Annotated in this window: 15 protein-coding genes; 4 read left to right on the top strand and 11 right to left on the bottom strand. The window is 64.9% G+C overall.

The features are described 5' to 3' along the window. Nucleotides 1-26 precede the first annotated feature (26 nt). The 4 genes from dmpG to NOCA_RS12355 all read right to left on the bottom strand — a co-directional run bounded on the left by dmpG (nt 27) and on the right by NOCA_RS12355 (nt 3,827). Nucleotides 27-1,055 carry a 4-hydroxy-2-oxovalerate aldolase gene (gene dmpG, locus NOCA_RS12340; protein WP_011755603.1) on the bottom strand — a complete coding sequence of 343 codons (1,029 nt, stop codon included), beginning with the start codon at nt 1,053-1,055 and terminating at the stop codon, nt 27-29. After that, nucleotides 1,052-1,996: an acetaldehyde dehydrogenase (acetylating) gene (locus NOCA_RS12345; RefSeq protein WP_011755604.1), complete on the bottom strand. Its 945-nt coding sequence runs from the start codon at nt 1,994-1,996 to the stop codon at nt 1,052-1,054. The genes dmpG and NOCA_RS12345 overlap by 4 nt, the downstream gene beginning before the upstream one ends. Beyond that, complete coding sequence (locus tag NOCA_RS12350; RefSeq protein WP_011755605.1) at nt 1,993-2,808, bottom strand: 2-keto-4-pentenoate hydratase; 816 nt, start codon at nt 2,806-2,808, stop codon at nt 1,993-1,995. The genes NOCA_RS12345 and NOCA_RS12350 overlap by 4 nt, the downstream gene beginning before the upstream one ends. Before the next feature lie 62 nt (nt 2,809-2,870). Next, nucleotides 2,871-3,827 (bottom strand): LysR family transcriptional regulator, encoded by a 957-nt coding sequence (locus NOCA_RS12355; RefSeq protein WP_011755606.1) that lies wholly within the window; start codon nt 3,825-3,827, stop codon nt 2,871-2,873. A gap of 157 nt (nt 3,828-3,984) precedes the next feature. On the opposite strand from NOCA_RS12355, the gene NOCA_RS12365 reads away from it, so the two are divergent. Beyond that, a protein-coding gene (locus NOCA_RS12365) for an IS3 family transposase (protein WP_086000393.1) occupies nt 3,985-5,252 on the top strand; the annotation gives its coding sequence in 2 pieces (ribosomal slippage) (nt 3,985-4,339 and nt 4,339-5,252; 1,269 coding nt in all). A 255-nt stretch (nt 5,253-5,507) separates the two neighbouring features. On the opposite strand, the gene NOCA_RS12370 is transcribed toward NOCA_RS12365, so the two are convergent. The 4 genes from NOCA_RS12370 to NOCA_RS12385 all read right to left on the bottom strand — a co-directional run bounded on the left by NOCA_RS12370 (nt 5,508) and on the right by NOCA_RS12385 (nt 10,112). After that, nucleotides 5,508-6,863 (bottom strand): FAD-binding oxidoreductase, encoded by a 1,356-nt coding sequence (locus NOCA_RS12370; RefSeq protein WP_011755608.1) that lies wholly within the window; start codon nt 6,861-6,863, stop codon nt 5,508-5,510. A 107-nt stretch (nt 6,864-6,970) separates the two neighbouring features. Further along, nucleotides 6,971-8,194 (bottom strand): CaiB/BaiF CoA transferase family protein, encoded by a 1,224-nt coding sequence (locus NOCA_RS12375; protein WP_011755609.1) that lies wholly within the window; start codon nt 8,192-8,194, stop codon nt 6,971-6,973. After that, nucleotides 8,191-8,964, bottom strand: coding sequence for an enoyl-CoA hydratase/isomerase family protein (locus NOCA_RS12380; RefSeq protein ID WP_011755610.1), 774 nt, complete (start codon nt 8,962-8,964; stop codon nt 8,191-8,193). Before NOCA_RS12380 ends, NOCA_RS12375 begins: the two co-directional genes overlap by 4 nt. Next, nucleotides 8,964-10,112, bottom strand: a complete 1,149-nt coding sequence (locus NOCA_RS12385; RefSeq protein ID WP_011755611.1) for a CaiB/BaiF CoA transferase family protein — start codon at nt 10,110-10,112, stop codon at nt 8,964-8,966. The genes NOCA_RS12380 and NOCA_RS12385 overlap by 1 nt, the downstream gene beginning before the upstream one ends. Nucleotides 10,113-10,158: 46 nt before the next feature. Between NOCA_RS12385 and NOCA_RS12390 the strand changes: the two genes are divergently transcribed. Together NOCA_RS12390 and NOCA_RS12395 are read left to right on the top strand one after the other, a co-directional pair. Next, nucleotides 10,159-11,214, top strand: coding sequence for an NAD(P)-dependent oxidoreductase (locus NOCA_RS12390; protein ID WP_140404102.1), 1,056 nt, complete (start codon nt 10,159-10,161; stop codon nt 11,212-11,214). After that, complete coding sequence (locus NOCA_RS12395) at nt 11,211-12,701, top strand: aldehyde dehydrogenase family protein (protein WP_011755613.1); 1,491 nt, start codon at nt 11,211-11,213, stop codon at nt 12,699-12,701. The genes NOCA_RS12390 and NOCA_RS12395 overlap by 4 nt, the downstream gene beginning before the upstream one ends. Before the next feature lie 572 nt (nt 12,702-13,273). Here NOCA_RS12395 and NOCA_RS12400 read toward each other — a convergent pair. From NOCA_RS12400 to NOCA_RS12410, 3 genes are read right to left on the bottom strand one after another with little or no spacing between them, the layout of a single operon-like run. Beyond that, nucleotides 13,274-13,789: a hypothetical protein gene (locus tag NOCA_RS12400; protein WP_011755614.1), complete on the bottom strand. Its 516-nt coding sequence runs from the start codon at nt 13,787-13,789 to the stop codon at nt 13,274-13,276. A gap of 37 nt (nt 13,790-13,826) precedes the next feature. Continuing rightward, nucleotides 13,827-15,005, bottom strand: coding sequence for a cytochrome P450 (locus tag NOCA_RS12405; protein ID WP_011755615.1), 1,179 nt, complete (start codon nt 15,003-15,005; stop codon nt 13,827-13,829). Between the two features lie 25 nt (nt 15,006-15,030). After that, a complete protein-coding gene (locus NOCA_RS12410; RefSeq protein WP_238383466.1) occupies nt 15,031-17,994 on the bottom strand; it encodes an MMPL family transporter in 2,964 nt (987 codons plus the stop codon). A 244-nt stretch (nt 17,995-18,238) separates the two neighbouring features. Here NOCA_RS12410 and NOCA_RS12415 point away from each other — a divergent pair, with 244 nt between their 5' ends. Then, nucleotides 18,239-18,817, top strand: coding sequence for a TetR/AcrR family transcriptional regulator (locus NOCA_RS12415; RefSeq protein WP_238383467.1), 579 nt, complete (start codon nt 18,239-18,241; stop codon nt 18,815-18,817). Nucleotides 18,818-19,011 lie beyond the last annotated feature (194 nt).

A 19,011-nucleotide genomic window follows, 5' to 3' on the forward strand; every position in this document is an offset into this window, starting at 1 on the left:
GCGATAGAGCAGTCGGCCAACCGTCCTCAACGGTCTGCCGCTACCTCGGACAGTTCCATGGCGATGTCGACGATCATGTCTTCTTGGCCTCCGACGAGCCGGCGATTCCCCACCTCGGTCAGGATGGTTCGAACGTCGAGGTCGTAGGTCTGAGCCGCCTTCTCGGCGTGCCGCAAGAAGCTGGAGTACACGCCGGCGTAGCCGAGCGTCAAGGTTTCCCGGTCCACGCGTACAGGCCGGTCTTGGAGCGGGCGAACGAGGTCCTCGGCAGCGTCTTGCAGTTGGTAGAGGTCGCAGCCATGTTGCCAGCCGAGGATATTGGCCACGGCGACAAAGGCCTCGATGGGGCAGTTTCCCGCACCTGCACCTTGTCCCGCGAGCGAGGCGTCGACCCGAGTGACGCCCGCTTCAACCGCAACCACGCTGTTAGCGACCGACAGAGACAAGTTCTCATGGGCATGGATACCGATCTCGGTCGTGGCATCCAAGACGTCACGGTATGCCCGGACGCGGTCACGCACGGCGTCCATGGTCAGCCGGCCACCCGAGTCCGTCACGTAGACGCAATGGGCGCCGTAGGACTCCATGAGAGCCGCTTGGGCTGCCAGCTCGCTGGCCGCAGCCATGTGGCTCATCATCAGAAATCCTGCGACATCCATGCCGAGGTCGCGCGCCGTCTCGATGTGCTGGGCCGAAACGTCGGCTTCCGTGCAATGCGTCGCGACACGAACGGAGCGAACACCGAGGTCGTGCGCCTTGCGCAATTCATCCACCGTCCCGATGCCCGGAAGTAGGAGCGTGGTCAACCGAGCGCGTTGGATGTTGGCAGCTGCAGCCTCGATCCACTCCCAGTCGGTATGGCTTCCGGGACCGTAGTTGAGGCTGCTTCCGGCGAGACCGTCGCCATGCGAGATTTCGATGGCGTCGACCCCTGCGACATCAAGGGCTGCGGCAATCTGGGCTACCTCGCCGGGCGCAAGCTGGTGTCGGATGGCGTGCATGCCGTCGCGGAGAGTGACGTCCTGGACAAAGACAGTCGTACGCGTTTCGTTCACGCCACTGCTCCGCTGAGTTTCTGGGCTGCCATCGCTTCCGCAACACGCAACGCTGCGGAGGTCATGATGTCGAGATTGCCTGCATATGCCGGCAGGTAGTGCGCTGCGCCCTCTACTTCCAGAAAGACGCTCACCTTGTGTGTGACGGGCTCCGAGGTGAGCGTCCCGACCGGCAGTCCGTCCAACGGCTGAATTTCAATACGCTGCTTGAGGCGATACCCGGGGACGTACTCGGCAACAGCATCAACCATCGCACGTATGGACCCCTTGACCGCGTCGTGGTCGGAAGGTCCGATGAGCGCAAGAACCGTGTCACGCATGATGAGAGGTGGCTCCGCAGGGTTCAGAATGATGATGGCCTTCCCCTTCCGGGCACCGCCGACCTGCTCGATGGCGTGGGCCGTCGTCTCGGTGAACTCATCGATGTTCTGACGTGTTCCAGGCCCCGCCGACTTCGATGCAATTGAAGCGACGATTTCCGCATACGCAACAGGAGTGACTTGGGAAATTGCCGCGACGATCGGGATAGTGGCTTGCCCGCCGCACGTCACCATGTTGACGTTGTCTGCAGAGAGGCTCGCGCCCATGTTGACGGCGGGCACTACGAACGGTCCGACGGCTGCAGGTGTCAGGTCGATCATTCGCTTGCGGTAGCGCCTGAGGGCGGTGTAGTTGGCAGCGTGGGCGCGGGCAGAGGTCGCGTCGAGCACGATGTCGATGGCCTCGAAGTTGGGCATGCGAATCAGGCCGTCAACCCCGTCCGAGGTCGTAGGTACTCCGAGCCGGTTCGCGCGTGCGAGCCCGTCGCTATCGGGGTCAATGCCAACCATCGCTCCGACCTCAAGCGTCTTTGATAGCCGCAGAACCTTAATCATCAGATCAGTACCGATGTTGCCGGAGCCGATGATGGCGATTTGACGGGGAATCGTTGATGCAGTCACGGCTTCTCTCCTATGCCGAAAGATGCGGACACGGTCCCGAGACCGTTGATGTTGGCCACGGCCGTCATACCCGGGTGAACGGTGACCATTGGACCGAGAGCACCCGAGAGAACGACCTGGTCCTTGCGCAAGGGCGTCCCGAGATCTCTCATCGTGCGGGCGAGCCACGCGAGGGCCTCGAGCGGATCCCCGAGGCAGTCGATGCCAGAGCCAGACGAAGCCATAGCTCCGTCGACCGTCATCTCCATCGTGACCTCCCGAGGTTCGAAGCTGTCGAGGCTCCGGCGTTGCGCCCCGAGTACGTACATGCAGCTCGACGCGTTGTCGGCGACGGTGTCCACGAAGGTGATATCCCAGGACTCGACTCGACTGTCGACGATCTCCAGGGCCGGCACTGCGTAGTCGACTGCCGCCCGCGCTGAGCCAGCGTCGAGATTGGGGCCGTCTAGGTCGGACTTGAGAATAAACGCAACCTCGGCCTCGATGCGGGGTTGCAGCAGCCGCGTCGAATCAATGGTGGCTGCGCCCGAAACCTCCATGTCGTCGAAGAGGATCCCGAAATCGGGTTGGTCGACACCGAGTTGTCTTTGGACCGCAGGCGATGTTAGTCCGATCTTGGCTCCGACGACCCTCGCGCCCCTTTGTTTGCGGCGCTCAACGTTGCGGCGCTGCACCTCGTAGGCCCGTGCGCCATCGGCGCCGATGAGGTCACGAACCGGGGCGCAGGGCTTCCTCGTCTGCTCGGCGGCAGACAGCCGGTCGGCCGCGTCCTGTATCGCTGATGTGGCTTGAGCCGCGCTTGGTTGGTTCATGGTCACCTCTCGTCATGTGAGCGTGACCACTGTGTGACGTGGGGGCGGGCGGCGCCATCGCATCATTCCGATAGTCGAAACGGATGGCGAAGTGGTGGCGAGCTTGCCCGTTCAGCCGTTGGTCGGGAGGGGGCGACGTCGCAGGTGAGGAATCTCTTGTTCGAGGCGGACACGTGGTGGACGATGGCCGAGGCGACAACTCGGACATTCGCTCTCCGGCTCGAATGTGGCGATGTGACGAGCCAGTAGGTTCGCTCGACCATCACGCTGGCACTGAGGACGGGGCGAAGGTCACCGGCTTGCCCCACCATGAACAGGGGAAGTACACCGACTCCTGCGCCCGCTCGGACTGCCGCGAGCTGTCCGAGCGAGGTCGTGCACCTGACGACCTTCTGTTCGTCGGGTATGCCCAGCTCGCGAAAGTCGAGCTCTGACATGTCGAGGAGCGACTGGACGTACCAGACGAAATCGTGGGCACGCAGGGAATCCAGGTCGGGGGGAGTTCCGTGACGATCGAGGTAAGGGATGCTGGCGAACAGCCCGAGCCGATAGGGAGTGAGTCTTACGGTGTCGATGTTCGGGTTCATCGGAGGCTGAAGGGTGATCGCGATGTCGAAGTCTCTGGCTGAAACCGACGGTGTGCGACTCGTCATCATCAGTTCGATCTCGATGGACGGGTCGGCTCGGCGAATCTGCGCCGATAGTGGCGCGAGAATGTGTGTTCCGAATCCTTCGGTAGTTGCGACGCGCACTGTCCCAGCCGTGTTGTCACGTCCGGCGAACGCGGCAAGCGCCTCGTGTTCAATCCGCTCAGCGCGCTCCAACAGTCGGAGACCTTCGTCGGTGAGGTTCCAGCCAGCCGGTCCCTTGTCGAAGAGCCTGTAGCCAACATACTTTTCCAGGGTCCTGACGTGCCGGCTGACGGTGGTGTGGCTGACCTGGAGATCCGTCCCCGCGGCTGACAGACTGCCGTTGCGCGCCAGCGCAAGAAAGTACTGGAGGTCCTCGAGCGGATTCATTCCCATCCTCCGTATCGCGTCGGCATCTAGCCAAGATCAAGTTCATCTCAGCCGTGGATGCCTGTCCGATGCCATCAGAAGGCATGGCCGGGCCCTGACCCCGGTTCTTGGACACGCTGAATCCAGCATTCGCTGGGGAAGCGAGATGATCCTCACCATGGCCCGCAAGAACTACTCCGATGAGTTCCGTCGGCAGGCCGTCGACTTGTACGAGTCCACTCCGGGGGCGACGGTGCGTGGCATCGCCGATGACCTGGGGGTCGAGCGTGGCACTCTGCGCCACTGGCTCGAGCAGTTCGGGACCGGCAAGAAGACCGCTGCTGACGGCACGTTGACCTCCAGCCCCCTCAAGACCGACCAGCCTGCACGGCGCGCCTCGAAGGTGGCGGCCGAAGAAACCCCTGAGCAGCGGATCGCCCGACTCGAGGCCAGGGTCCTCGAACTGGAGGTCAGCGAGCAGAAGCTCACCACCGAGCGTGAAATTCTCCGGTCGGCAGCCAAGTATTTCGCTGGGGAGACGCGCTGGTGACCCGCTTCCAGTTCGTCGCCGACCACCAGCACGCCTTCGAGGTGAAGCGGATGTGTGAGCTCGTCGAGATCGGACGCTCGTCGTTCTACGCCTGGCAGGCTGCCGCGCCAGGCCGGGAGGCGCGGGCCGAGGCCGACGCCGAGCTCGCCGAGAAGATCCGGACGATCCACACCGAGGACAACACCATCGGAGCACCACGGGCGACCGCCGAGCTCAACGACGGCGTCGCGCCGAGCGAACGGGTCAACCACAAGCGGGTCGCCCGGGTGATGCGTGAGCACGACATCCGCGGCTACCAACGCAAACGACGGGTCCGGACCACGATCCCCGAGCCGTCGCAGCAGAAGGTGTCCGACCTGCTCAAGCGGGACTTCACCGCCGACGCGGCCAACCTCAAGTACGTCGGCGACATCACGTACCTACCGATCGCGGACGGCACGAACCTGTACCTGGCCACCGTGATCGACTGCTACAGCCGCCGAGTCGCGGGCTGGGCGGTCGCGGACCATATGCGCGTCGAGCTCGTCCAGGACGCCCTCAAGGCCGCCCAGCTCACCCGCGGCAGCCTCGCCGGCGCTGTGTTTCACAGCGACCACGGGTCGGTCTACACATCGAAGGACTACGCCAAGCTCTGCGCCGACCTGGGCGTCACCCAGTCGATGGGTGCCGTCGGCACGAGCGCCGACAATGCACTCGCGGAGTCGTTCAACGCGACCCTGAAACGCGAGGTCCTCCAAGACGCCAACGTGTGGCCTGACGAGACCACCTGCCGCCGCCAGGTGTTCCGGTGGCTCATCCGCTACAACAACCGCCGCCGGCACTCCTGGTGCCGCTACCAGTCCCCGGTCGCCTTCGAGACCGGCACCATCGCAGCTAGGCTCCCGTCAGCTGCGTAATCCAACCCCGTGTCCAAGAACCGGGGGTAAGGCCCGCCCTATCCCCGATCATGACGCAGGATGATCCATGCCTTATCGGGCGCATTTCGTTGACCGGAACGGCTCAGGATGTGGGCGAGGCATTGCGCCCAGGCGCTGCTGTCAGAGCATGGGTGCTGTCCCGCCACCCAAAGCGTGGAACGGCTGTACTGCGGCGCCGCTCGAGTTCACCTTCGCGAGGGCGGTCGTGCGACGGAACTAGTCGCAGGCGACGCCCTAATAGCTGCGGCCGGGGTTCAGGATGCCGGCCGGGTCGAACGCTTGCTTGATCCGAAGGTGAAGGTCCCGTTCAGCACTTCCGAGCTGACGCTCCAGCCATGGCAGTTTGAGGCTGCCGACCCCATGCTCACCGGAGGCGGTGCCGCCCAGCCCGAGGGCGGCATCGACGATCTGTCCGAACGCAGTTTCGGCTCTGGCTCGCTGCTCCGCTGACGAACCATCGAATACAAGTGTTGGATGCAGATTGCCGTCGCCCGCGTGTCCAAAGGTGCCGATCATGACGCCCGACTCGTCACGAATTCGGTCGATCTTGTCGAGCAACGCGGGTAGCAGGTGCGGCTGGACCGCGACGTCGTCGAGGATGGTGGCTCCGAACCGTTCGAGGGCAGGGAGCGCGGCACGACGAGCCGCCATGATCGCCGCGCCCTCGTCCTCATCCTCGGTTCGGAACGTCTCCGCGCCATTGGCGGTCGACATCTCCTTGAACGAGAGTGCGGCGGCGGTCGCCTCAGAGCCGTCAAACTGAGCGATCAAGAGCGCGCCTGCTGCTTCGTCGAGATCCATGCGCGTCAGGGCGTTGACCGCGGCGATTGTGGGTCGGTCCATGATCTCCATAGCCAGCGCCTCCAGGCCGGTCTGTTGGGACTCGAGGACCGTGGCTATCGCCGATTCGGGAGATTGGAAGGATGCGGCTACCGTCGCCACAAGCGCGGGTCGTGGACGCAGCCGAACCGTTGCTTCGACGATGACTCCTAGTGTTCCTTCGGATCCGATGATGAGACGTCGAAGGTCGAGCCCTACGACGTTCTTTCGGGTCAGCGAGCCAGTCTCGACGACCTCTCCCGTGCCGATGACGGTCTTCAGGCGCAAGGCGTGGTCCGCGGTGACGCCATACTTTGAGCAGCACATGCCGCCGGCGTTAGTGGCGAGATTGCCCCCGATCGAGGAGATCTCTCTGCTGCCTGGGTCTGGGGCGTACCACAGACCGTGCCCTCGGGCCGCGCGGTCGAGGTTGCCGTTGATGACCCCTGGCTGGACTCGCGCCGTTCGTGCAATCGGGTCGATCGCGAGGATGGTGTCGAGCCGCGCAACGCTAAGAACCACGCCGCCGTCGATGGCGTTGGCGGCTCCGGCGAGCCCGGTTCCAGCGCCTCTTGGGACCAGTGGTACCGCGTGATCGCTGCACCAGCGGACGACATTGACCACTTCCTCCACCGTGTCGGCGAGGACGACAGCAAGTGCCTTGCCGTTTTCCGCGATCAGGCACTGGTCGCGTTCGTATCCGAGCATCGCACTTGGGTCGGTGAGGACAGTTCGGGCCTGATTCTTCAGGCTGAGGAGGTTTGGGGTCATAGCGGTGATGACTTCCTTGGGGAGTGCATTGGACTACTCACGAAGCCGGACTACCCGACGCCGGCCATTCGCCGTGTCGTCGCCTGGTTCGCTGATACAGCGACGGCTCAATGCTTCTGGTTATCAATCGAGTCTCGTTGGTCGAGCCAGTCTCGGACCGCTCGGTTGTGCTCACCCAGGCCCGGTGGGGGCAGATGCCAGCTCGGCATCAGGTCTGCCCCATCGCGATTCTCGATTCGCACTGGCGAGCCTGGAAGGTTGAGCCGACCTGCAGTCTCGTGTTCGACTTGTATGACAAGGCCTTGGCTGAGGGCCTGGGGCCATTCGTAAACGTCTTCAATTGACCGCACTCGACCACATGGCACACCGGCGGCCGTGATGACATCGATCCAGTGATCTGACGTGTTGCTGGTCAACCGGGTCTCGATGGACTCGATCAGTTCTGCCCTGTGGGCGACTCGCGCCTGGTTGGTAGCGAATTCCGTAGCCGTTGGGTCGATTCGCAGCTCATGCGCGAGCGCGCTCCACAGTCGATCGTTGGCGGCCGCGATTTGGATGATCCCGTCAGATGCCGTGAATGTTCCGTACGGTGCGATCGATGGGTGGTGATTTCCGGACGAGACGGGGTTCTCACCACCCACGAGAAACCGCGTCGCCTGGAAACTGTGCACCCCGCAGATCGCGGCCAGAAGAGACGTTCTGACAATGGCACCCTCGCCAGTCTCGCGAGCCCGGAGGATCGCGGCCAGCGTGCCGTAAGCGCCGTAGATTCCGGCCAGCAGGTCCGCGATGGGAACTCCGACCCGCGTCGGCTCCCCCGGCGGACCCGTTATCGACATCAGGCCGGCCTCGCCTTGTGCAATTTGGTCGTAGCCGGGGCGGGCGCCTTCTGGTCCGTCATGTCCCAATCCGGTGATGGAGAGAACGACGAGCTTCGGGTTGATGTCAAGCAAACGCTCTGGCGGCAGGCCCAGACGCTCTAGTACGCCGGGGCGAAAGTTCTCCATCAGTACGTCCGCGTGACGAACAAGGCGGATCAGGAGAGATATGTCGTCGCCTGACTTGAGGTCCAGTTGGAAGGACTGCTTGTTGCGGTTGGCCGCGAGGAAGTAGGTGGAGACCCGGTCGTCGTCGCCATCGCCGATGAACGGGGGTCCCCAAGATCTGGACTCGTCGCCCGCTGCCGACTCCACTTTGATCACATGGGCACCGAGATCACCTAGGAGCATTGCAGCGTGGGGACCGGCAAGGGCACGCGTCATGTCGATGACGGTGGTTCCTCGCAACGGTCCAGGCCTGGGCCGAAGGTCCGAGTTGTCCCCGTCGGTCATCGGCCACTCCACTTCGGGTCCTGTCTCGCTCCGAAGCGTTCCACGGCTTCGCGAAAGTCGTGGCTTCCGTATACCTGTTCCAGGACGTCGTCGTTACTACGGTCGGGTTCAAAGAGAAGGCGGTTCAGCGAGGTCTTCGCTGCCCGCATGCTGAGCGGCGAATGATTCTTGAGTCGTTCAGCTTCGCTCTCTACCACGACACTGATTTGACCGGCGGCACATAGCTCTGCGACGAAGCCACGCTGGTGAGCCTCGGCAGCAGTCATGAGCCGTGCTCGCAGGAGGAGGTCGAACGCTGTGCTTCGTCCCAGGAGCTCAACGATGAGCCGGTAGGAATGTTGAGAAAGACAGTTGCCAAGGGTGCGTGCCATCGGCGCACCGAACTGTGCCGACGTGGTTGCAATGCGTAGGTCACATGCGGCGGAGATCAGGAAGCCTCCACCGACGCAGTAGCCGTCGACTGCGGCAATGGTTGGCACCGGAACGCTCAGGATTGCGTCGATGACTCCGTCAATTTTTCGCTCGTAGTCGACGCCGTCTCGACCCGAGTCGAACGATTGGAACTGGGTGATGTCCGTTCCAGCGATGAACGCGCGCGGTGACGAGGATTGCAGAACCATTGCGCGTACGTCGTCGGCCTCTGCCTCTCGGCAGGCAGACTCGAGTCGGGCGTACATCTCCCAGGTCATGGCGTTCAGCTTTTCTGGCCGGTCGAATGTGACGTAGAGCACGTCATGGAGCCGGTGGACTTGAATGTTGGGTTCGCTCATCACGCCTCCCCCGCGCCGAACTCCGCTAGGACTTGCTGGGTGTGCTGGCCCAGAAGCGGCCCAGCCTGACCTGCGACTGTCGGCGTCCTCGAAAACCGCATCGGCGACCTCGTCTGTCGCACGGTCCCGATGGTCGGATGTGAGGAATCCCAAAAGAACTCGCGTTCCGCTAGGTGCGGATCTGTGAGGGCCTGTTCGATGTCAGCGATCCTTGCGCATGGCACCTGTGCACGGATGAGCTTGTCGAGAAGCTCTGAGGTGGAGAAGGCCCGGGTCGCCCCCTCGAGAACTTCGGCCAGTTCTGCACGATGGCGGAATCGTGTCCCGCCGTCGACGAACCTCGGGTCTCGTTCTAGTTCGGGCAGGCCAAGCACCTCGCACAGTGCCGACCACGTCTTGGTCGTGACCGCGCCAAGAGTGACTTTGCCGTCGCTGGTTCCAAACGCCTGATATGGGGCGAGGCTTTGGTGTGCGGTCCCTAGAGGCGCGCCAACTTCGCCGTTGACAAAGTATCGGGGGGCCTCCCAAACGGCCAGAGAGACCGCTGACTCGAGCAGCGAGACGTCGATAAATTGGCCCAGTCCGGACCGCTGACGCTCGTGGAGCGCGGCTGTGACAGCCAGCGCGACATACAGTGCACATACGAGGTCGCAGACCGGGACGCCGACCTTGACGGCGGGCCCACCCATCGACCCAGTGAGGCTCATGAGACCGCTGCGGGCTTGGGCCATGATGTCCAACCCAGGCAGTCCGGCGTCAGGGCCGTCTTGTCCCCACCCGGACGCCGAGGCATAGATCAACGATGGTGCGCGGGGTGCGAGGTCTGAGTACCCCAATCCCAGTTTGGACATCGCTCCTGGTCGTAGGTTCTCGACCAGAACATCAGTGTTCCGGACCAGCTCCAAGAATGCGGACATCCCGTCGGGGGACTTCAAATCGAGGACGACGGATTCTTTGTTGCGATTGATGGTGGCGAAAGCCGCGCTCTCGCCGTTGACGATTGGGGCCGTCTGGCGGACAGAGTCGCCTTGACCGGCCATCTCGACCTTGATGACTCTGGCTCCCAAGTCAGCCAGGTGCATCGTGGCCCACGGGGCAGCGAGAAACCCGCCGACCTCTAGGACGGTGATGCCTTGCAACGTCGTCATATAACCGCCTCCCTGTCTGTGCGGCGCAAGGCGACCACAGCCTCAGATGCTGGGTCAACCTGTTCGTTTCTGCACAGGAGGTGCACGCAGTTGGCCCTTGTCCTTGGACCTTGCTACGCCGAGTGTTGCGTCCAAATTCCTTACTCCAACACTGACTACGGGAGATGGCCTCGACATGGAGCGCATCGCATTCATTGGACTCGGCAACATGGGCAACTCGATGGCGAAGAACCTGATCGCCGCCGGGTTCGACGTGGTTGGGTTCGACGCCGACTCTCGTACGAACCAGCGTTCGGCCGAGACAGGCATCCCAGTCGCCGCGGACGTTGTGGACGCCGTCACCGGCGCAGACGTTGTGATCACGATGCTCCCCAATGGCGACATCCTTCGCCAGGTGCTGCTGGGCGCTGGCGCCGAATCTGGCGTCTTGAACTACCTCGCACCGGGGGCGCTCGTCATCGACTCATCCTCGATCGACGTCGCCAACTGTTTGGCGGTACACGAGAGCGCGGCCTCGGCGGGCATCGCCTTCCTCGACGCTCCGGTCTCCGGCGGGGTCGGAGGCGCTGCGGCAGGGACCCTCACCTTTATGGTGGGTGGGGACGAAGCACACGTGAGGCGAGCCTGGCCGCTCTTCGAGGCCATGGGCAAGAAGGTCGTTCGAGTCGGCGGACCGTCGACCGGACAAGCCGTCAAGATGTGCAATCAGATGATCTACGCCTCGTCGCTCGTCGCGGTTGCAGAAGCCTTCTCTCTCGCCGACAAACTCGGTGTCGCACCGAAGATGCTGTTCGAGGTAGTCACGAGCTCCTCAGGAGACTGTTGGGCCATCCGCAACTCCTGCCCCTGGCCCGATGTTGTCGAAGGAGGATCAGCAGCCGACGAAGGCTTCGCCCCACGCTTCTCCTCGCGGCTAATGAGCAAGGATCTTCGACTGGCTACCTCCGCAGCCTCGAACGTTGGCCAGCCTCTGCCTCTGACGGGCAAGACTGTGACGTTCTACGAGAAGGTCGCCGTACATGAGCCGGCACTTGATGTCACTGCCGTGATCCGCGAGATCAATGAAGCCGGCGCGTCTACTGCGACTGTAGTCACCCGATGAGCCTCGGCATCACCGCGCCGACAGACGCGATCTCGATGGACATGCAGATGCTCATCGGAGGCAACTGGGTGGACGCGCTGGGCGAGGAACGCATCCCCGTCGAGAGCCCCAGCACGATGACCACGATCGGATCCGTTCCGCGCGCACGCTCCGTCGACATTGATCGTGCAGTGGTCGCGGCGCGCCAGTCGTTCCCGGCCTGGCGTGATACACCGCCACGGCAACGGGGGCGACTGCTCGCACGAATCGCTGACGCCCTGGAACCGTTGGCCGAAGAACTTGCTCGAACAATCTCCACCGAGAACGGCAACGCGATTCGGACACAGTCTCGCGGAGAGGTCGCGTTCTCCGTCGACGTATTCCGGTACTTCGGGGGGATTGCAAGCGAGGCCAAGGGAGAGACCATTCCGCTGGGAAGCACAGTCCTCGACTACTCCCGTCGTGAGCCTTTCGGCGTCGTCGGTGCGATCGTTCCCTGGAATGCGCCCTTACAGCTCAGCGCCATGAAGATCGCTCCGGCTTTGGCAATGGGAAACACCATCGTCCTCAAGGTTGCCGAAGATGCTCCGCTGGCGGTGCTCCGGCTGGCCGAGGTTGCCAACCAAGTCCTGCCGGCGGGCGTCCTCAACGTCATCCCAGGGTATGGCGACGAAGCAGGCGAAGCGCTCATTCGCCATGCCGACGTCGATAAGTTGACCTTCACGGGCTCGACTGCGATCGGCAGTCACGTCATGGCGACGGCCGCGGAAAGAATCGTTCCAGTCTCGCTGGAGCTCGGAGGGAAGAACCCACAGATAGTCTTTCCGGACGCGGACAACGACGAAGTAGCACGTGGCGCCATCATGGCAATGCGGTTCGCTCGCCAAGGCCAGTCGTGTACTGCAGGGTCGCGTCTATTCGTGCACTCCTCAATCTTCGATTCCTACCTCGATCGATTCGTTGGCGCGCTACGCGAACTCAGGGTCGGTGACCCATTGGACGAAGCCTCCGACATCGGCGCCATCGTCAATAGGAAGCAGTTCGACAAAGTCTGCGGCTACATCTCGGAGGGCATCGAATCGAACTCGACCGTGCTGCTCGGTGGACTCCCGCCCTCCGACGGGCCACTAGCGAACGGCTACTACGTCACGCCCACAGTGCTGTCGCAGGTCGATCCTGCGTGGCGCCTGGCTCGCGAGGAGATCTTCGGGCCCGTCGTGTGTGCCATCCCGTGGACCGATGAGGAGGAGGTCTTGGAACTCGCCAACCGGTCCCACTATGGGCTGAGCGCGTTTATTTGGACCTCTAACCTCGGAGCTGCCTTGCGAGCGGCACATGCGGTCGAGAGCGGATGGGTTCAGGTGAATCAAGGCGGCGGTCAAGTACTTGGCCAGTCCTACGGAGGGTTTAGGCGGAGCGGCATCGGGCGCGAGTTCTCACTCGAAGGAATGCTCGACAGCTACACCCATCGCAAGCACGTCTCGATCAATCTCGCTCCCATCGGATAGGACGAGCAAATGGTCTCAGGGGAGGAAGGGACTGCATCATTTGGTGACAGCACGACCACAGCGCGGGGCGTCCCTGGCGCGGTACGGCTTGGGCACGATGCATCGTCACCATCGGTGTCATCGAGTCTGGAACGCCTCTTCACCGAGTCCGGAGAACCGGGGGAACATCAACAGTTTCGGGCTACCGGGCCAGGATCCACAGCGAGCATCTGGACTAAGCCGACTGTCTCTACCTCTGACGACAAGTTCGAGCACTACGCCGAGAAGTGATCACAGGTCGTAGTACTGACTGACTGACCCATGCTGACCTGCGCAAACGTCGAGGATGTTCGACAATTTGTACCACGCTTGTAACGAACGCTGGCCTGAGGACCGCGCCAGAGTGCCCGGCGGAGCTGGTCCGGCTCGCCGCTGTCCACGGCGTCCCGTGGGCGGCGCGCGAAGGGACTAGTCAGACGCTGCATCGAGAGCACCTGGGTCTGGGCGGGAGGCGTGCGGACGTCGAGACCCTCGACAAGCTTGACTCCTCGATAGCGCACGGCAGGTCGCTACATCTGGTGAACCCGCCTGCACTATCCCATCCAGGCAACGGGCTTCCAGGATCGTCGTTTGCGGGCCTCCGGGTGTGTTGCAAGCCTCAGGCGGCGCCGCGCTTCGAGTTCGAGACGGTGTCCGACTCGGACAGCTGGTTCATCGAAAGCACTGGCCAGCCCGGCCGCGAGGGCCATGGCGGCCCAGTCGTTGCGTGCGGTTGCGCGGACGGCGTGTGCAACTTCCGCGTTGGGCGGGTGGTCCGCGAGGTCGTCGATGACCTTCCGGACGCCCCGGTAGATCCAGTTGGCGTGCTGCCATGCCTCGATGACGGAGTCCTCGCGGTCCTCGGGTTCGTCGGCGAGCCCTCGTTCCAGCGATGCCACCAGGCGTGTGTGCCATCGGAGCAGAAGAGCGTTCGCGAGGTCTTCGATGCCATCGAAGAGGGTGTCGATGCCGACGATGTCGGTGGGAATCTGCCCGTCATTGCGGGCGAGGATCTCCTCGATCACCGCATGGAGGACGCCAGCGCGGCTCGGCTTTGGATCATCCTTCATGGGTGTCCCCTTCCTGAGGATGCGGTGTGCGCGTGTCCTATCGCAGGGGCAGCGAGGAGTACCCGCGGATCGGCCCGGAGCGGAGTCGCACCGCTGAGTCGAGGTCGACGTCCCAGTCACGGCGGCGGGCTAGGAGTGTTTCCAGCGCGATGCGTGCTTCGAGGCGGGCCAGGGATGCGCCGAGGCAGAAGTGGATGCCGCGTCCGAACGCGACCTGGCGTTCCGGGTCACGGTGGATGTCGAAGTGGTCCGCTTCGGGGAACGCTTGGTCGTCTCGGTTGGCCGAGCCGAAGAGCAACAGCACGGTGTCGCCGGGTTCCATGGCCTGCCCGTGCAGGTCCACCTGTCGCGTCAAGGTGCGTGCCAGGCCTTGGACCGGGGAGTCGTAGCGGAGCAACTCCTCGACTGCTGCCGGGACGAGCTTGGGGTTGTCGGCCAGCTGTCGTCGGCTATCGGGGTGTTGGGCGAGGACGACGGCGCTGTTGGAGAGCAGGTTCGTGGTCGTCTCGTGCCCGGCGACGAGTAGCAGCAGGCAGAAGCCAAGGAGCTCGTCCTCACTGAGATGTTCACCGTCCACCTCGGCGTGGACGAGTGCGGTCATCAGGTCGTCTTGGGGGTGCGCCCGTCGTTCGGCGAGGAACGCGGAGAAGTATTCGTAGAGCGCGGACGCGGCGTCCAGCCCTGCGCCGAACTCGCCTCGGGTGGGGTTGGACTGGATGAGGGTGGTGGACCAGGTTCGGAAGCGGTCGCGGTCTTCACTCGGCACGCCGAGCATGTCGGCGATGACGATGGCCGGCAGCGGGCCGGCGAACCCGGAGACGAAGTCCCAGGCGCCGGCCTCCGGGGCCTCGTCGAGGAGGCCATCGACGAGGGTCTCGATGTGCGCCTCGAGCCCGGCGATGCGGCGTGGGGTGAAGGCCTTGCTGACGAGGCGGCGCAGCTGGGTGTGCCGGGGAGGGTCGCTCATGATGAGCATGGGCAGGAACAGTTCGGTCATGTCCACGCCGGGTGGGGTGGGGAAGATGCCGGACGCCGAGGAGTAAGTCGTCGGGTCGGCCAGGGCTCCCCAGACGTCCTGGTGGCGGCTGAGCACCCAAGAGCTTGCCTGTGGCGACCAGTACGCGGGGGCGTTGTCGCGAAGCTCGCGGTACACGGGGTAGGGATCCGCGATCACCGTTGGGTCAAACGGACTGTAGGTCAGCTGCTGGTGGTCCATGGCGGGAGCCCCTTCGGGTGTCGGGTCATGCGCGAGCACCGGCAGTCGTGCCTGGCTGCGGCGCGGATGCCGCGGCCGGGTTCCGGTGTGGCCACCAGCTGCGGTCCTCGAGCAGTGCTGCGCAGGCGGGGACGACGAGGGTGCGAACGACGAACGTGTCGAGCAGGAGTCCTGCGGCGACAGCGAACCCGGTCTGGGCCAGAGCCTCGACGGGGGAGAACAGCAGGGCGACGAAGGTGGAGGCGAAGATCAGGCCGGCGGCGGTGATGACGGGTCCGGTGGCGGTGACCGCTCGGGCGACCTCATCGCGGTCCAGAGCGAGCCCGCTCTCGCGCATCCGGCTCATCAGCAGGATGTTGTAGTCCGCGCCCACGGCGACGAGCAGGACGAACACGATGACCGGGACCGTGAAGTGGATGTCCTGGCCGATCAGGTGCTGGAACACCAGCGTGGTCAACCCCAGGGCGGCCGCACACGACAGCACCACGGAGGCGAGCAGGTAGAGCGGTGCGACCAGAGCGCGCAGGGTGAGGATGAGGATCAGCAGCACCATGAGCAGGACGGCCGCGACTACCAGGACGGCATCCTCGGCAAGGTAGTGGGCGAGGTCGGCGCCCAGGCCGGCGGCGCCGGTGGCGAGGACGGTGGAGCCATCGAGGCGGGTGTTGTTCATGGCCTGCTCGGCGGCGTCCTGGATCTCGTTGTAGCGCTCCTGGCCGGCGGGGGTGAGGGGGTCGGTGTCGCCGGTCACCTGGATTCGGGCCAGTTTTCCGTCCTCGGAGAGGAACAGGTTGCGGGCAAGAGCGAAATCGGGCTTCTCGAGCGCGGAGGCGGGTAGGTAGAAACCGCCGGCCTCGGGAGTGTCGGCACGTTGGTTGACGGCGCGGAGGTAGTCGCCGGAGTCCTCGAGCCCGTTGCTCAACTTCTCGGTCTGCGTCAGGAGCTGCTCGATGCCCGGTGCGATACCGGCGGCCCCGGTCGCGAGCCGCTCGGTGCCTCCTTCGAGTTCGCCGAGCTTCTCGCTCAACAGGGCCTGCCCGCGGGCGATCCGGTTGCTGCCGGACTGTGCCTGGCGAAGTCCGGCGGCGAGCTGGTCGAGCCCGGTCGCGAGGCGTCCGTCGCCGGCAGCAAGACGCTCGGCGCCGGCGGCCGCTTTGGCGAGGCCTGGCAGGAGCTGGTCCCGCTGTCCGGTGTAGATCGTGCGCAGCCCTTCGCGGGAACGTCTGCAGGTCGGGTCGGCCGTACAGAGCGGGTCGCCCTCAAGGGCCTCGACGATCGTGCCGAGGCCCTCGACCGCTTGGGTGACCTGGTCGTGGGCGGTGCTGAGTCCGGCGGCCAGCGCGGCGGCACCGTCGCGGAGCCTGCGGGCACCGCTGGCGGCCTGGTTCGTGCGGTCGGCGGCCTGGCCGAGGCCGTCGGCGATGCGGCGGGTGCCGTCGCTGAGCTTCCCGGCGCCGTCTTGGGCCTTGCCGGCGCCGGAGGAGACCTGGTCGAGGGCGCCGCCGAGGTCTCCGGCCCCCGACGCGAGTCGTTCCAGCCCGGGCTCTCCGGCCTCGAGCTTGCGGTCGGCCTTGCGCAGTCCTTGGGCGAGCTTGCCGAGCTGGTTGGCGATCGAGGCGGGCTTTAGCGATGTGCCGGTCGGCTGGGTGATGCTGCGGACCTGGTCGGCGCCGTCGACCTTGGCTACCGCGGCGCTGACCGAGTTCAGGACGGCAAGGTCTCGGGTGTTGGCCATGTCGTGGTCGGAACCGATGAGCACGTAGTCCGGCAGCGTCTGGTTCGGCGGGAAGTGCTCGGCCATCGCAGCAAGTCCCAGGTTGCTGGGGGTGTCGGCGGGTTGGGCTGCACGTTCGTCGAAGGAGAGCTGCATCGTGGGCAGCACCAACGCCAGCAGAATCAGCACCGTCACCCCGGCGATCAGGATCTGGGCGGGGCGGCGGGCGACGAGGCGTCCGGTGCGGGCCCAACGGGAGTCCGCCCGGGTTGCCGGGGCGGGTCCGATTCGCGGGCCGAGCCAGCGCATCAGTGCGGGGGTGAAGGTGAGGCTGACCGCGACGGTGACTGCGACGCAGATCGCCATCGGGGGGCCGGTGGTGGCGAAGATGGCGAGATCGGTGAAGCCCAGGCAGGTGGCGCCGAGGATGACGGTGGCCGCCGAGGCGAGCAGTGCTGGGCCGACCCGGGAGACCGACTCGGCGACCGCTTCGGAGGGTTCGAGGCCGTTGCCGTACTCCTCGCGGAATCGGGAGATGAGGAACACGCAGTAGTCGGTCCCGGCGCCCAACGTGATAGCCACGACGAACGCATCGGTGTAGGTGGACAGCGCCAGCCCATGCTCCCCTGCCCAGGCAAGGGCGCCGCGGGTGCACAACAAGGCCACGCCGATGGTCACCAGCGACACGAGCACGGTCGCGAACCGGCGGTAGACCAGCCACAGGATCCCGACCAGCAGGAGGAGGGAGACGGCGGTGATCTTCAACGAGGCGTCGTTCACCGCCGTGGTCAGGTCTGTGATCATCGCTGGGTCGCCGGTCACGTGGACGTCGGTTCCGGGTGGGACGTCGAGCTCGTCGACGACCGAGCGAAGCCACTTCACGTCCTCATCGGAGGCCGGTGACCCGACCGCGGAGCGCAGCCCGACGACCAGGTAGGTCGCTTCGCCGTCCTTGCTGGTCATCGACCGCTGCGCCTGGGGTTGGCCGAGGTAGTCCTGGACCTCCGAGACCCGCCCCGGCTCCTCCTCGAGGGCGTGAACGAGGTCGGCGTAGACACGACGGTCAGCGGCACCCAGCCCGTCGTCGTCGGTGATGACGACAAACACGTAGGACTGGGTGTCGCCGGACCCAAAGGCGGTGTCCATCACCCGCAGCCCGTGCAGCGTCGGGGAGTCCTCGGGCAGGAACGCGGTGCTGCTGCGTTCGACCACGGTCCCTAGCGGAGTCACCAGGAGCGAGAGCGCCGCGGCCGCCAGCACCCAGCCGAGAACCACGATCGCTGGGAAGCGGTGCCCGACACGGAGGGCAGACCTCAGCGGCCCCCTGATCTCCGGCCGAGCGCCACGCCGCATCCTCTGCACCAATCGTCTAGATCTTTGGTTTGTACTCGCAGTACAACATACGATGTGGACGGCGTCGACCCCCGAGAACCGAACGGTCCGGGCGGACAGGGAGCAGAGGTGGGCAATGAGGAAGCTGCCGGCGAAGCTGGCCAGTCAGCTGTACGGCGCGGCCGAGTTGATCGCGGAGCGCGGTCTGGATGGCACCAAGATCGAGGACATCGCCGAGGCCACGGGCATTCCCAAGGCCACGATCTACTACCACCTCGATGGCAAGAACGCCGTCCTGGAGTTCCTCCTCACCGACCTGCTGGAGATGATCGCTGGGGCCGTCGGTGTTGCGGTGTCGAGCGCTGAGGACGCGCGGACCCGTCTCGAGGCGGCAGTCGCCGCGCAGTTGGGCGTGATGCTCGCGCACCCGTTCCTGTGCCGGGCGCTGGTGGGCGACCTCGGTCGGGCCACCCGGCTGCCTGACCTGGCGGTGGCGTTGCGCAGCGCGTTCTACGAGCCGATCGAGAAGCTGCTGGCCGACGGCGTCGCCGACGGGTCGCTGCGCCAGGTCGCCGATCCGGGCGCCGTGGCCCTGAGCGTCTTCGGCGCCATCACCGTCGCCGGCCTCAGTGCAGCGGTCGAGGGGCCGTCCGCCGATCCGTCCGCCGACGCAGCGCGCTTCTCCGCCGCGGTCGGCGAACTCATCCTCGACGGCCTCGCCACGCCTCGCCCGCGCGGTGGCCACGAATCGGACGAGCGGCCGTGACGGCCTGGGCGACCTGGGCGGCCTGGGCGAGCTCCTGCGCCGGTTGAGAGGAGAGTTCCGCGGCAGCTGCTTGGCTCGGCGAGTCCAAGATCAGCGGTCAAGTTCCGAGATTGCGTGTCCGCATGCGCTGCACTCGTACCGGAGCCGCTGAACGGGCTCCTGGCCCATCTGCTGAAGCGTCTGCACCCTAGGTG

Origin of the sequence: Nocardioides sp. JS614 (genome assembly GCF_000015265.1) — a bacterium.
Taxonomy (GTDB): domain Bacteria; phylum Actinomycetota; class Actinomycetes; order Propionibacteriales; family Nocardioidaceae; genus Nocardioides.